The organism is Streptomyces sp. NPDC014734 (assembly GCF_043083325.1).
In the GTDB taxonomy this organism is placed as follows: Bacteria; Actinomycetota; Actinomycetes; order Streptomycetales; family Streptomycetaceae; genus Streptomyces.
On sequence record NZ_JBIBYN010000003.1, the window covers coordinates 177,321 to 191,344 of the forward strand.

The 14,024-nt window shown below is 69.9% G+C and carries 10 protein-coding genes and 1 tRNA gene; 6 read left to right on the top strand and 5 right to left on the bottom strand.

What is annotated here, in order from left to right; translation table 11 throughout:
• Positions 1–218: 218 nt before the first annotated feature.
• A complete protein-coding gene (locus ACF1CT_RS07295; protein ID WP_391782781.1) occupies positions 219–1,166 on the top strand; it encodes a YIP1 family protein in 948 nt (315 codons plus the stop codon).
• Between the two features lie 674 nt (positions 1,167–1,840).
• On the opposite strand, the gene ACF1CT_RS07300 is transcribed toward ACF1CT_RS07295, so the two are convergent.
• Both ACF1CT_RS07300 and dcd read right to left on the bottom strand, forming a co-directional pair.
• Complete coding sequence (locus ACF1CT_RS07300) at positions 1,841–2,353, bottom strand: phosphoribosyltransferase (RefSeq protein ID WP_391782782.1); 513 nt, start codon at positions 2,351–2,353, stop codon at positions 1,841–1,843.
• 6 nt (positions 2,354–2,359) lie between these two features.
• The gene (gene dcd / locus ACF1CT_RS07305; protein ID WP_391782783.1) at positions 2,360–2,935 is read right to left on the bottom strand and encodes a dCTP deaminase; all 576 of its coding nucleotides are present in this window, start codon (positions 2,933–2,935) and stop codon (positions 2,360–2,362) included.
• Between the two features lie 500 nt (positions 2,936–3,435).
• Here dcd and ACF1CT_RS07310 point away from each other — a divergent pair.
• Both ACF1CT_RS07310 and ACF1CT_RS07315 read left to right on the top strand, forming a co-directional pair.
• Positions 3,436–3,509 (top strand) — tRNA-Gly (locus ACF1CT_RS07310).
• A gap of 695 nt (positions 3,510–4,204) precedes the next feature.
• The gene (locus ACF1CT_RS07315; protein WP_391782784.1) at positions 4,205–5,038 is read left to right on the top strand and encodes a PIG-L family deacetylase; all 834 of its coding nucleotides are present in this window, start codon (positions 4,205–4,207) and stop codon (positions 5,036–5,038) included.
• A gap of 272 nt (positions 5,039–5,310) precedes the next feature.
• On the opposite strand, the gene ACF1CT_RS07320 is transcribed toward ACF1CT_RS07315, so the two are convergent.
• The gene (locus tag ACF1CT_RS07320; protein ID WP_391782785.1) at positions 5,311–6,150 is read right to left on the bottom strand and encodes an ABC transporter permease; all 840 of its coding nucleotides are present in this window, start codon (positions 6,148–6,150) and stop codon (positions 5,311–5,313) included.
• Positions 6,151–6,314: 164 nt separating this feature from the next.
• On the opposite strand from ACF1CT_RS07320, the gene ACF1CT_RS07325 reads away from it, so the two are divergent.
• Positions 6,315–6,974, top strand: a complete 660-nt coding sequence (locus ACF1CT_RS07325; protein ID WP_391782786.1) for an SMI1/KNR4 family protein — start codon at positions 6,315–6,317, stop codon at positions 6,972–6,974.
• A 195-nt stretch (positions 6,975–7,169) separates the two neighbouring features.
• On the opposite strand, the gene ACF1CT_RS07330 is transcribed toward ACF1CT_RS07325, so the two are convergent.
• The gene (locus tag ACF1CT_RS07330; RefSeq protein ID WP_391782787.1) at positions 7,170–7,727 is read right to left on the bottom strand and encodes a TetR/AcrR family transcriptional regulator; all 558 of its coding nucleotides are present in this window, start codon (positions 7,725–7,727) and stop codon (positions 7,170–7,172) included.
• A 173-nt stretch (positions 7,728–7,900) separates the two neighbouring features.
• On the opposite strand from ACF1CT_RS07330, the gene ACF1CT_RS07335 reads away from it, so the two are divergent.
• Complete coding sequence (locus ACF1CT_RS07335; RefSeq protein ID WP_391782788.1) at positions 7,901–8,914, top strand: zinc-binding dehydrogenase; 1,014 nt, start codon at positions 7,901–7,903, stop codon at positions 8,912–8,914.
• Between the two features lie 33 nt (positions 8,915–8,947).
• Here the strand turns inward: ACF1CT_RS07335 and ACF1CT_RS07340 are convergent, their stop codons facing one another.
• Positions 8,948–9,724, bottom strand: coding sequence for a polysaccharide deacetylase family protein (locus ACF1CT_RS07340; protein ID WP_391782789.1), 777 nt, complete (start codon positions 9,722–9,724; stop codon positions 8,948–8,950).
• Positions 9,725–10,112: 388 nt separating this feature from the next.
• Between ACF1CT_RS07340 and ACF1CT_RS07345 the strand changes: the two genes are divergently transcribed.
• A complete protein-coding gene (locus ACF1CT_RS07345; protein WP_391782790.1) occupies positions 10,113–14,018 on the top strand; it encodes an ATP-binding protein in 3,906 nt (1,301 codons plus the stop codon).
• Positions 14,019–14,024: the final 6 nt, after the last annotated feature.

Sequence of the window (14,024 nt, forward strand, 5' to 3'; positions counted from 1 at the left end):
GGAAGCGGCCGGACCTGCCTCGGGGGCAGGACCGGCCGCTTCCGTCTTCCCGGACCACGCACGTCTCCGGACCACCTGCCGGAACGCCCGGTGCATCGGGCCGTCCCCGGAAGTTCCCCCCGGAGCGCCCCCTAAGGGATGTCACAGCTCGGCAGCAATGGCGGTCGGGTTTCCCCGGCCCTCTCACCGCACCCGCACGGACCAGGTACGTTCGACGGGTGGCTGGATTCAGGATCGGACGCGGCCGGGACAACCGCACCCCGCAACAGGCGCAGCAGCAACCGCGGCAGCAGCCGTACGGCACGCAGGCACCACCGCCGTACGGCCAACAGCCGTGGCCGCCGGCGGACGGCGGCGGCGCCCCGCCCCCGTACAACGGAGGCGGCTACCCACCCGGCGCTCAGCAGGGCGGCCATCGGAACAGCCACCAGGGCGGCGGCCACGGCGAACCGGAATACTTCGGTGACCCCTACCAGCAGCAGCCCCACCACCCCCACGGCGCCCCGCAACCGGGCGACCCGTACACGGACTCTCCCGGTCACACCCAGGCGTTCAGCATCGGCGAGGACCCCTACGGCGACGGCAACACCTATCGCGCCGGCCAGGCCCCCGCCCAGCCCGCGGGCCCGCGGCTGCCCTGGAAGGACCTGCTCACCGGCATCGTGCTGCGCCCGGGACCGACGTTCTGGCAGATGCGCGACTACCCGGTCTGGGGCCCGGCGCTGATCGTCACGTTCCTGTACGGCCTGCTCGCCCTCTTCGGCTTCGACCAGGCCCGGGAAGACACGATCAACGCGACGTTCTCCACGGCGGTGCCCTACGTCGTCGTCACGGGCGTCTGCTTCGTCATCGGCGGCCTGGTCCTGGGCGCGGTCACCCACACGCTCGCCCGCCAGCTCGGCGGCGACGGCTCCTGGCAGCCGACCGTGGGACTCTCCATGCTGATCATGTCGATCACGGATGCCCCCCGCCTGATTTTCGCCCTCTTCCTCGGCGGCGAGAACTCCCTGGTCCAGATCCTCGGCTGGATCACCTGGCTGGCCTCGGCCGCACTCTTCACCTCGATGGTGAGCAAATCGCACGACCTGCCGTGGCCGAAGGCCCTGGGCGCGTCCGCGATCCAGTTGTTCGCGCTGCTGTCACTCATCAAGCTCGGCACGATCTGACCGCACCACGCGAGCGGACACGACCGTGCGGGCACCCGCGCGACGGCCTCGGTACCGGACGGACGAAGGTACCGGGGCCGTCCGCACCCACGGCGCCACCCCCCTCAGAACACCTCCGGCACTCCCGCCGCACTCGGCGTGGCCCGTCAGCGTACGGACGGCGAGCGCCTTGCGGAGCTGCGCACCCAGCAGCCCGTGACGGTCTACGAGGACAACCACGTATCCGCGTTCGAGCCACAACGTGGTGCGCGAAGAGTTCGAGCTGCTGCCGAGCTGATGTCGAAGGATCTCCGGGCCAGGCTCATCGAGGGTGTCGCGCGTCCGGTGTGGAACGTCGCGAGGCCGAGCATCGTCGGCGTACCGGATGCCGGTAGGGCCGGAGCTGAACAGGCGAGCCCGGAGGCCGTGGTGGCGAAGACTCCATCGTTCGGCGCCGACGGCAGCTCTGACGGCAACGGCGGCACACGGACGTCTCGATCACCAACCCGAACAATCGGAGTCGGGTGCCGTCGGCGCTCCTCGTGGCACAGTGCCCCGTCCCACGGATCAGAAGATGGCACGTTCGAACCCTGCCGAACACACAGCGCGCCGGACACCTCGACGAGGAATCGATGGGGTGTCCGGAAGCCTGCACTCGACCAGCGGCAGCGAAGAAAGGCCCGGTCAGACAGGCTCTACAGTGCGTCTTTCGACGGCGTGATCGGCGTGCCGGACTTACGGCATGGAGGCAACACAGACCACGGGAAGTTGATCCAGCGATCGGTCTTCTTCCACACGTACTCGCACTTCACGAGCGAGTGCGACTTCTCGTAGATCACCGCGCTGCGCACCTCGGCAACGTGATCGATGCAGAAATCACGCACCAGCTTCAGCGTCTTCCCGGTATCGGCGACGTCGTCGGCGATCAGGACCTTCTTGTCCGAGAAATCGATGGCATTCGGAACGGGTGCCAGCATGACCGGCATTTCCAGGGTGGTGCCCACACCGGTGTAGAACTCGACATTCACCAGATGAATGTTCTTGCAGTCGAGGGCGTAGGCCAGCCCACCTGCGACGAACACCCCGCCGCGCGCGATGCTCAGCACGATGTCCGGTTCGTACCCGTCGTCGGCGATGGTCTGCGCCAGCTCACGCACGGCGTGCCCGAACACCTCGTACGTCAGGTTCTCCCGCACGTCGTCACTCACCCGGCATCACACCTGGGTCCGGTGAAAGTTCTGGTACGAACGCGACGCGGTCGGCCCGCGCTGGCCCTGGTACCGGGATCCGTACTTCTCGGAGCCGTACGGGAACTCGGCAGGCGAGCTCAGCCGGAACATGCACAGCTGCCCGATCTTCATGCCCGGCCACAGCTTTATCGGCAGCGTCGCGAGATTCGACAGCTCCAGCGTCACGTGACCGGAGAATCCCGGGTCGATGAACCCCGCCGTCGAATGCGTCACCAGGCCCAGCCGCCCCAGCGAACTCTTCCCCTCCAGCCGCGACGCGAGATCGTCCGGCAGCGAAATGACCTCGTACGTCGAAGCGAGCACGAACTCACCGGGATGCAGGATGAAGGCCTCATCGCCGTCCGGCTCCACCGTGCGCGTCAGGTCGACCTGCTCGACGGCCGGGTCGATATGCGGATAGCGGTGGTTCTCGAACACCCGGAAGTAGCGGTCGAGCCGCACATCGATGCTCGATGGCTGCACCATCGACGCATCGAAAGGATCAATGCGTACGCGTCCGGCGTCGATCTCGGCCCGGATGTCCTTGTCTGAGAGAAGCACGTCCCGAGGATACGCAGAACGCGCGGGCCCGCCCCAACCCGGGACCGCCCCGCGCGCCTGTCACCGCTCCTGCCGCGTTCTCCGCGGCCCTCCGCTACCGCTGCCCGGACACCACACGCACGGCATGCCGCAGCCGCGCGCAACGAGGACAGCGAATGAGCCGCCCGGGACCAATCCGCGCGGACCCGAGCTGCTGCATCGGGAACGAGGCGGTAGCGAAAATGTGCCCTTCGGCACAGCGGACGACGGTGCGCTCCATGGAGTCCATCAAGTCCCTTCCCCATCAAGCCGTGGACGAAAACGCCACATTAGGGGATGAACGGGACGCCGTTCCAGGCGGCACTCCGGCCCCCACGCTACGCCCCCAACTCCCGCCCCCAGCACCCGCATCCACACCCGTCTGACCCCTCCCGCACGACAAGAGAACCCCACGGCAACGCCGGGGGCCTGACATGGGGTAGAGTGTGGAACGCTGCACAACCGATCAATCGCTGTGCTTCGCGGGTGTAGTTTAATGGTAGAACATGAGCTTCCCAAGCTCAGAGCGCGAGTTCGATTCTCGTCACCCGCTCCACGACTGAGGCCCAGGTCATCGACCCGGGCCTTGTTTGTTGTCTAGACCGCTCTGGGCCCGCGCACCCTTTCGCGTGCCACAAGTGTCCTGATGGGGCATCAGGTCGGCCATTGGACGGCGCTTCGTGACCGGGAGCGGGAACACGAGCCCGCGGGCGGCGCTGACCGAGCCGATGCCGGCTCCCGACGTGGGTCGGTGCCTGGTGCCTGGTGCCTGGTGCCTGGTGCCTGGTGCCTGGTGCCTGGTGCCATGATGGAGCGCCGGTAGATCAGCTGCGCCCGCTCGGGCGACTGCCCTCGCGGATCATCAGGTTCTTCAGCTTGGCGCCGGTGGCGGTGGCGGTGGCGGTGGCGAGGGTGTTGCCTGTGTGCCGCAGGCCGCAGCAGCGAAATTCCGAATTTCCTGTCGGAATCTCACGGCTGGTGCCGGATGAAGGCCGGATCCGATGTGGTGCTGAGACGTGCAGGTCGCGTCTGTACCTCGCTTCGCGTTGAAACGCCGACGCCTGCTGAGCGGCCGCGTCGGGAACAGTCAGGCCGGCCGGCGCGGTTGCATCGACTGAGGGAGCAGCGTCGCACGGGCGGGGAGCGTGGAAACCACAAGGTCGTCCGCCCCACCAGGATCCGGGCCCCAGGATTCGCGCTGCGCCCGTCGCGCACTCGGAGCAAGACGTATTTCTGCAGGAGGACTGTTTCATGATTGACCGGCCCTTGACGCTCATGGCAGTACACGCCCACCCCGACGACGAGGCGACCAGTACCGGAGGGGTCCTCGCGCGGTACGCGGCGGAAGGCATCCGCACGGTTCTCGTGACGTGTACCGACGGCGGCTGCGGTGACGGACCGGGGGGTGTCAAACCGGGCGACGCCGGGCACGATCCGGCGGACGTTGCCTTGATACGCCGTCAAGAACTGGAGAAGAGCTGTGACGTCCTGAAGGTCAGCGATCTGGAGATGCTCGACTATGCCGACTCCGGGATGATCGGCTGGCCGAGCAACGACGCCCCCCGATCCTTCTGGCAGACCCCCGTGGAGGAAGGCGCAGCCCGACTTGCGGAGCTCATGCGGCGCTACCGGCCCGATGTGGTCGTCACCTATGACGAGAACGGCTTCTACGGCCACCCCGATCACATCCAGGCCAACCGCATCACGATGGCGGCGCTGGAGATGACCGCGCTGACACCGAAGGTGTACTGGACGACGATGCCCCGCTCGGCGATGCAGCGGTTCGGGGAGACCATGCGCGAGTTCCATGAGGACATGCCGGAGCCGGATCCCGCCGAGGCCGCCGCGATGGCCGAGATCGGCCTTCCTGACGACGAGATCACCACGTGGGTGGACACCGCCGCATTCAGCAGTCAGAAGTTCGACGCGCTGGCCGCGCACGCCAGTCAGGGCGAGAACATCTTCTTCCTCAAGATGGGCAAGGAGAGGTTCGGCGAGTTGATGGGCACGGAGACCTTCGTACGTGTCAAGGACGGCACCGGCGCGGCCGTGCCCGAGAACGATCTCTTCGCCGGACTGCGCTGATCCGCCCGCGCGACCGGGGCCCGGGAAGGCTCAGCGGCCTCAACGGGCCTACCCACCCCGTCCCATTCCGAGGAGCCGCCATCCAGGTGGACCAGCACCCAGTTCCCCGGCGGACCATCTCTCCAGGTCAGAGGCCGTTATATGGCCGAGGGTCGGGGTGATTCCCAAGCTCAGAGCGCGAGTTCGATTCTCGTCACCCGCTCTTGTGCGAGGCCCCAGGTCGCAGACCTGGGGCCTCGATGCTGTCGAGAACTCTGCGGGCCCTGCGGGCCCTACTCCGTGCGCAGGGCCGTGGCCGTGCGGGTGCTGGCGGCCCAGCCTGCGGGCAGGAGCGCGCCCAGGGTGGCGATGAGCAGGCCGCCGAGCGAGAGCGGGAGCAGTTCGGCCGCGTGGTACACGGCGATGACGGAGCCGGGAAAGCGGAGCCCCACGCTGTCGCCCATCGCGGGGATGATCCAGCCGTGCAGGGCCACACCGAGTGGCACGCCCAGCGCGCCCGCGACCAGTCCGGTCACGGCCACTGAGGTCAGGACCGTCGTGACGGTCTGCCGAGGGGTCATCCCCAGCGCCTTGTGGACGCCGATCTCCCGGACGCGTTCGCGGGTGTCGAGCAGGACGCCGTTCAGCACGCCGAGCGCGGCGACGGAGACGAGCATCAGGGTGAGGACCGCGGACAGGGCGTTGAGCGTAGCCACCATGTCGCTGCCGCCGTCGAGCCCGCCGGCCCGGGCGGTGACTCCCAGCGGTGTCAGGTCCTTGTTGAGGGCGTCGACGTAGTCGGACACGTCGACGCCTGCCGTGACGGCGATGTGATGGCTCGTCTCCGCCAGGTCGGGATGTGCGGCCGTGAGGGTCGAGGCGTCGGTGAAGAGCTGCATGCCGTCGTGACGGGGGTCGAGGACTTCACCGACGATCCGGGCCGTGACCGGCCGGGTCAGGCCGTTCAGGGTGATGGTGTCGCCGATGCGGGTACCGGTGGCGGCCAGGAAGGGGGTCGGGACCACGGCCTCTCCCGGCCCGTCGATCCAGCGGCCCGCGACCATCGTGTAGCCGCCCCAGGAAGCGTCTCCGGTGAAGGCGATCACGTCGATGGTGCCGGTTGGTCCGGACACGGTCGCCCGTACCGTCGAAACGCTGTAGTACTTCCCGGTTCCGGACGCTGCCCGAAGGAGCGTCCGCATACCGGATGTACGCGGATGTTCCGGCAACGCCGCGAGTGCCGTGACTTTCGTCGCGCGCCGGCCGGGGGTTGCGGGACAGCCCTTATCGTGTGCTGATGAGCGAGGACGCGTGGGCGGGAGTACGGGAGCGGGTGCTCCGGCTCGCCGGGCGCCCCGGGGCCGACAGCGTCTTCGGAGCACAGGGGCATGGCTTTCGTCTCGGCCCGGTCATGAGCGAGGGACAGCTCCAGGCGCTGGAGGCGGACCTGGGCGTGGGTCTGCCCGCGCAGTATCGGAGTTTTCTCCTCCACGTCGGAGGAGGGGGAGCCGGCCCCGACTACGGTCTGATGACACCGTCCCTGGGCGACGGCGGGTGGCAGTGGCGCGGCATCGGGCTCGTCTTCTCCGCGCAGCCGACCACCGCCGAGTTCGCCGGACGGCCTTTCGTGGCCGAGGCGTTGCGAAGTGAGCTTGCCGCGCATGAGGAGCAGGAACCCGAAAGGGACGCCTTCGCGGCCGACGAGGAGTTCCGCCGCGCGTACACGGCGTGGGATGCGCGCTACGAGGAGCTGTACGACGCGCAGGGGGCGGGCGCGGTGTTCCTCAGCGAGCAGGGATGCGGCTATGCGTCGCTGATGGTGATGACGGGCCCGCACCGAGGTGCCGTCTGGGAGGATCTGAGACCGATGGACCGGGAGATCGAGCCGACCGGGCACGACTTCACATCCTGGTACCGGAGTTGGCTCGACCGCACCGAGCAACGGCTCGAAGCCTGACATGGTGAGGGGCCGGATCACCGTCAAGAGTCACCAAGAGCCGTCAAGAGTCACCAAGAGCCGTCAAGAGCCGCCAAGGGCTGTCCGAGCCGCTGCGCGACGTGTTCGGCCTGGTCGTTCTGGACGCGCCGGCCTTCCGCGAGGCGGCGCAGGCCCCCTTCGCCCCGCCCTGCTCGCGGGGATGGGTGACGGCGGTCAGACGGCTTCGGGAGCGGCCGGGGGCCGCGGCAGCGCACCGGTGAGAGTGAGGGTGACCAGTCGCACGGCGAGGTTCTCGTCGAGTGGGGCGCCGCTGATGAGTGCGCGGGTGAACAGGGCTCCGCTGATGGCCTCGATGACGAGACCGGGGTCCGTGTCCGGTGCGAGTTCGCCGCGCTCGACGCCCCGGCGGACCATGACGGCGCCGCGTTCGAGGCGTTCGGTCCAGTAGGGGAGGCGGCGGTCCGGGAGGGTGTCGTCGTGTTCGGCGCTCAGCCGGAGCAGCGCCGCGCCCTGCGACGTCGCGAGCAGCCGCGCCAGCGCGCCGAAGTAGGCGGCGAGGTCGTCGTGGACGTGTCCGGTGTCCGGCACGGGCATCGCCGCGTCGAGCTGTTCGGTCAGCGCTTCCAGGATGAGGTTCTCGCGGCTGCCCCACCGCCGGTAGATGGAGGTCTCGTGGACTCCGGCGGCGCGGGCGACGGCACCGACGGTGGTACCGGCGAGCCCGTGTTCCGTCAGCACCTCCACGGTGGTGGCGAGGACGGCGGAGCGCATACGGGCCCCTCGGCGGCGCAAGGGCGGTGCGTTCTGGTCGGACGAGGCCATGATCCACCTTAACGCAGGATCAGTTGCTTTCCCCCTGGGCCGGGCGTACATTTCATTGCAAGGCGACTTGCGTTAAGGGGTTCGTGGCCCCGGGGTCGCCGCCGCGTCAAGGAGGCCATGTCATGTCGCAGATGCTCGCCGCCCGGCTGCACATACCCAGCCGCACCCTGCGGATCGAGGAGGTGACGAAGCCCGTACCCGGCCCCGGCCAGGTCCTGGTGAAGGTGGAGGCCGCAGGCGTCTGCCTCTCGGACGTCCACCTGATCGACGGCACCCTCACCCCGCTGCTGCTGCGCGACGACACGGTCACCCTGGGCCACGAGGTGTCCGGCACCATCGCGGAGACCGGACCGGGCGTCACCCGCTGGACCCCGGGTCAGCGGGTCGTGCTGTACGCCGGCGAGATCCGCGACGGCGTCACGTACACCCGTGGCGTGGACTACGACGGCGGCTGGGCCGAGTACGCGCTCTCCGCCGAGAACGCCCTCACCGAACTGCCCGCGGCCATCCCCTTCGACCAGGGCGCGATCATTCCGGACGCGGTCTCCACACCGTGGGGCGCGATCACCGTCACGGGTGCCGTGAAGCCCGCCGAGGCCGTCGGCGTCTGGGGCGTCGGCGGGCTCGGTGTCCACGCCGTCCAGCTTCTGCGGGCCGTCGGCGCGTGCCCCGTCGTCGCGGTCGACCCCAATCCCATCGCCCGCGAGCGTGCTCTCGCCCAGGGCGCGGACCTGGCGCTCGACCCCGCCGACCCGGCGCTGCCGGAGCGGATCGGCGAGGCGACCGGTGGATCCGGTCTCGCCGCCGCCTTCGACTTCGCCGGTGTACCGGCCGTCCGCGAGCAGGCGCTGTCGGTGCTCGCACCCAGGGGCCGGCTGGTTCTCGTGGGCCTGACCGACAAGCCGCTGACCGTCACCGACGGCACCCGCTTCAGCTACCTCCAGCAGCAGATCCTCGGCCACTACGGCTCCGATATGCCGGTCGCGCTGCCGCAGCTCCTGTCCCTGCTCCAGGGTGGCCGGCTGGACTTCTCCGGGTCGATCAGCGGTGACCTCCCGCTGGCGAAGGCTGCCGAGGCGGTGGAGCGACTGGAGAACAAGACCGGCGACCCGATCCGGTTGATCCTGCGCCCCTGACCGGACAGCCGCCTGTGCGGGGCCGAGCCCCGCTCAGCGCACGGGGAAGCCGAAGGAGTACCCCTGCTGCTTCAGCCAGGGCAGGATCTCGCGCAGGGCGGCCAGGGTCTGGGAGCGTTCCCCTCCCGCGTCGTGGAAGAGGACGGTCGGCCCGTTGGAGATCTCCTTCTTGACGGTGGCGACCATCGCGTCCACGCCGGGGTGCTCGAAGTCCTTGGTGTCGACGTTCCAGCCCAACGGCCGCATGCCCCGGGACGCGGCGAGTTGTCGGCTGTACGGGGTGAAGGCACCGCCAGGGGCCCGGTAGTACTCCGGCCGGACGCCCCCGGACGCCTTGGTGATCATCTGTTCGGCGTCGAGGATCTGCTGGGACTGGTACGCCTCGGACTTGCCGTCCATGGCGGTGTCGTGCGAGACCGTGTGGTTGCACAGCCGGTGTCCGGCCGCCACGACCTCTTTGACCAGGTCCGGGTGTGCCTGGGCCTGCGTGCCCACCATGCAGAACGTGGCCTTCACACCGCTGTCCTCCAGCAGTTGCAGCACCTGCGGCGTCCAGACCGGGTCCGGTCCGTCGTCGATGGTGATGTTGACGCCCCGGGGGCCGCGGTCCGAGGCGTGCGCGATGTCCGCCGACACCTTGGTCACGGTCCGGTCCTGGTGCCGGGCGGCCGGGGCCGAGGCCTGCGGTTGCCGCGCTCCGACGGTGTCGGCCTGCGCGGTCCACACCGAGGTGGCGGCGGCCACCGCCGTCACCCCGAGCGCCGCCGCGAGAAGCCGTCCGTGCCATCCCCTTCCCTTGCGCCTTGCCATGTCCGCCCGCCCCTTTGTCGTCTCCACCGATGCCGTGCACTCATGAAGACATACGAACGCTCGTTCAGGAACTCTCTGTTACCGATCGCGGACGAATCCGCAGAGGACCGGCGACAACCGCAGGAGCCCCGCGACAGAGGAGAGGCGCGAAGGCGTCCGGGAGGCCGGTCGAGAAGCTCCCGTCGGGGCCGACGAGTTCGGCGGGTCCTCCGGACCGGTGGGCCGGGGCGCGGACGACTGGCTCCCCGGACCACGTCCGCCGGTCCGGGCCTCCGGCACGGACCGGCGCTCTTCGGACGGTCGCCCGCCACGTGCTCGTGGAACGCCTGGAGCGGCGCCGACCGGTCCTCCTAAGCTGTTTCCGCGCGGTGACCGGGGAGGCAAGCGGGTGAATCGGCACGGACTCACGAACACCATCAGCGGGGGGACCTACGAGGGGCCGGTGATCCAGGCGGCCTCGGTCACGGTGCGGGCGCCCGTCGAGCCGGCCGAGTCGACGGAGCCGTGGGTTCGGGCCGTGCTGAGGTCAGGCGTCTGGGCGCACGCGGCCCCGCGCGACGTCGAGGCCCATCTGAAGCACGCGGCACGGCTGGCGGGGAGACTGGCCACGGTCAGGGACGAAGCGGAGCAGCGGATCGCGGGGGACGCGTGGGCCGATCCCGGGTTCGCGGCGCGGTTCGCGGACCGGGTGGAATGGCTGCTGGGCGAACCCGACGGCGCGCTCGACCTCCATCCGGCCGAGGCGGGAATGCTCGTGCTGCTCCCGTACCTGTATCAGACCCACCAACTGCTGCTGGTGGCCTCGCGTCTGGAGGTCGATCCGACCGATCTGCGCCCACGGCCGGGGGCGACCGGGTGGCGTGCCGAGTACCAGTCCTTCCTGGCCGGCCACGACCTGCTGGTGAACCGGACCGGGCTGCGGCCGGAGGCGGCGCCGGCGATCGGATGGTGGTTGTACCACCGTTGGCTCGCGCAGGAGGCGAAGGGGGTGGATCTCCTCGCCGCCCTGACGACCGGGACGAGCGAACCGAGCGGGACGAGCGAACCGAACGGGACGGGCGAGTCGGCCGGGACGACCGTCGGGAGCGGCCCGCTGGCCGAGGTGCTGAGCACGCGACGGCTGCTCAGGATGTTCGCCGGGCTGCGGCTCGCCTCCGACGTCTGCAATGCCGAGCACCTGGGCCAGTTGGAGGCGGACGAACTCCTGCCCGGACCCGGCCGGCAGCGCATCCGGGAGCGGCGGGCGAGTCTGCTCCTGGCCGTCGCGTACGGCGCCGCGATCGAGCTCACGGTCCTGCCGGACACGGTGGTCGAGCACACCGGTGTCCCGAACGCCGTGGAACTCGACGGGGTACGGCGGACCCTGGACGGGATCGCGTGGGGCGGGTCGCCGGAACTGCCGGTACTCAAGGCGGTCTGTGAGCACGAGGCCGTGGTGGAGGCCCTGCGCGAGCACGCCGAGCGGCTGGACGGGCTTCTCCTCGCGGTCGGGCGCGTCGTGCCCGACCGGATCTCCCAGCCGATGCCGCCCCTGCCCGCACGGATCTCCGGGGACGGCGTGGTCCCGGCGGAGGGAACGTTCACCAGTGGTGCGCGGTTCCGTCTGGACGACCGCCGGGTGCGCGGTCTGCTCACCGGCACCCAGCTCTACAAGGACCGCGGTCTCGCCGTGCGCGAGCTGTACCAGAACGCCCTCGACGCGTGTCGTTACCGGCGTGCCAGGACGCAGTTCCTGGAACGGTCCGGCCGGCCCTTCCACCCCTACGAGGGCCGGATCGACTTCGTCCAGGCGGTGGACGAGGACGGCCGCGAGTACCTGGAGTGCGTGGACGACGGGATCGGCATGGGCGAGGCGGAACTGCGCGGTGTGTTCTCGTCCGCCGGTGCCCGCTTCGCCGAACAACCCGACTTCCTGCTGGAGCAGGCGGAGTGGGAGCGGGTGGAGCCCCCGGTCCGGCTCCACCCCAACAGCCGGTTCGGGATCGGGGTCCTGTCCTACTTCATGCTCGCGGACGAGATCCGGGTGACGTCCTGCCGGATGGGGCCGGACGGCGTGGCCGGTCCTCTGGTGGAGGCTCATGTCCTCGGTCCGAACCACCTGTTCCGAATCGTCGAGACAGCTGAACGGGGCACCCGGCCCGGCACTCGGGTACGGCTCTATCTGCAGGAGAGGCGCCGCTCGTGGTCGTGCCTGGACGCACTGGCCGGTGTGTTGCGCATCGCGGAGTTCCGCACGACCGTGGAGCACGGTGGGCGTCGAAAGGCGTGGGAGGCCGGGGTCTTTCAGCCGTCGGACAGCCGGACTGCCGGTGATCTCGTGGAATGGGAGGACAGTCCACCGGGCGCGCGGGTGATCTGGTGCGAGCACGGCGGCGTGCTCCTGGTGGACGGTCTCCAGATCGAGCCACGACGGGAGGTCGGAGTGCTGTCGGGCGTCAGGGGCGTCGTGGTGGATCTGAGCGGGGACCACGCCCCGCGCCAGCTCAGTACGGACCGCCTCATGGTGTTGAGCGACGTGTCGGCCCAGGTCGAGGCACTGCTGACGGCGGCGGCGCCCGTCCTGGTGACGAGCGGAGCGGAATTCCTCACCCTGCACTGGATGCAGGAGGTCGCCGACAGCAGCCCGCGAACCGCGGACCTGGTGGCGGAGGCGGCACTCGAAGCGGGGGTCGGTTTCCGGGTCCGCAAGGGGATGACGGTGCCTGCGGCGGCCGGCTGTTTCCCGCTGGACCGGGCGCTGCTCAGCGGTCTGCTGACGTCCAACCCCCACTCCGGGCAGACGTCGAACACGGCGTTCCATTCGATTCCCGACCACATCCTGCTCTGGCGGATGCTCGCCCACGAGGGGACCGATCTGGCACGTGAGCTGGCGGAGCTCGTACCGGAGCTGGCGGAGCCGCGCCGAGTGGCCACGGCCCGGCCCTCTGATCTGGAGCTGCTCACCGGGCAGCGCGGCGCGTTCGGTATCAGCAGGCCGTCGGACGTCTTCGGCGTCGCCCGGCGGCTCGGCTGTCACCCGGCCGGACCGGCTGGACGTCGGCGGCTCCTCGGCGTCGCCGACCTGGTCGTCCCCGGCCCGGCCGACTCGGGCGAGTGGGACTTCTCGGACATGACCTGGCTCGACACACCCCGGGAGCGTCAGCGTTCACACGCGACGATCAGCGACCTGCTGGACATCGGCGAGGAGTGCGGTGTGAGCGCGGCGCGAGCGGCAGAACGGCTGCGCGGCTACGGCATCGAGGTCGTACCGGACGGACTCCCGGAGGATGCGCCCGATGAAGTGGATCTCCGGCTTCTCCACTGGGACGGCGAAATCTCCCGGTACAACAGGATCCAGGACCACAAACCCGTGCCCCCGGGCCACGTGGCCCAAGCCGCCCTGCGGACGGGGCTGACACCGGCCGACGTCCGGCGCCGGCTCGAACGCTACGGCCTGGAAGTGGAGCCGTTCGTCTTCCCGGAGCGCCCGGACCGGACGTACGTCAACTGGCTCAGTCAGGAGCACGAGGGCAAGTCGCCGTGGGCGAGCGCCGTCGCGCCGCTTCCGCCCTGGCAACTGGTCGCCGCCCGGAGCTGGTCGGGCCTGTCCGCGGAAGAGGTGAGGGACCGGTACGAACGCCTGGGGTTCGTTCTGCCGCCGCGGGCGACCTGCCGGGAGTCGTCCGCCGATTTCGATCTGCTGGCCGGCGACTGGGGCGTCGAGTGGGAGCCCTTCCGGACGGACCGTGCGCCGACCTTCTTCCAGCTCATGGAGGTGTCCCACCATCTGGGACTGAGCCTGCGCGCACTGACCGACCGGCTGGCCGCCTACCGGGTGAGGACGGGCATGGTCCTGCCCCGGCGCACGAGCGAGATCGACCGCGATCTGTTCAACTACGACGATCTGCGGCGGCTCGGCTCCGACGAGTTGAGTGAACGGGACGAGCCCTGGTGGTTCCAGCTCGGCCCGGACGACGAGATCCCGTTCTTCCTCCTGGTCCTGGCCGCCCGCGACCTGGGACGGCGCCCGAAGGAACTGGCGGCCCGACTGCGTTCCTACGGCCTGCGGGTGTCCCGCGACGACCTTCCGCACGGGGTCGGCCAGCGCGACGCGCTGCGTCTGCTGACCGCCGACGACTATCCGATGCCACGGCCGGGGCAGCCCGCGATGTCACTCGCCCAGCTCGTCCGGATCGCCAGGCGCGTCGATCTTTCACCGGCGGACACCGCCCGGCACCTCCGCGACCTCGGCGCCCATGTCGGCGACGTGGCGGACACGGTACGGGCCGCCCTGGCGCGGGTGCCGTACCGGTGACACCGC

Coding starts and splice junctions, on each gene's coding strand:
- ACF1CT_RS07315 (WP_391782784.1), top strand. CDS start 4,205: ATGATTGACCGGCCCTTGACGCTCATGGCAGTACACGCCCACCCCGAC.
- ACF1CT_RS07325 (WP_391782786.1), top strand. CDS start 6,315: ATGAGCGAGGACGCGTGGGCGGGAGTACGGGAGCGGGTGCTCCGGCTC.
- ACF1CT_RS07330 (WP_391782787.1), bottom strand. CDS start 7,727: ATGCGCTCCGCCGTCCTCGCCACCACCGTGGAGGTGCTGACGGAACAC.
- ACF1CT_RS07335 (WP_391782788.1), top strand. CDS start 7,901: ATGTCGCAGATGCTCGCCGCCCGGCTGCACATACCCAGCCGCACCCTG.
- ACF1CT_RS07340 (WP_391782789.1), bottom strand. CDS start 9,724: ATGGCAAGGCGCAAGGGAAGGGGATGGCACGGACGGCTTCTCGCGGCG.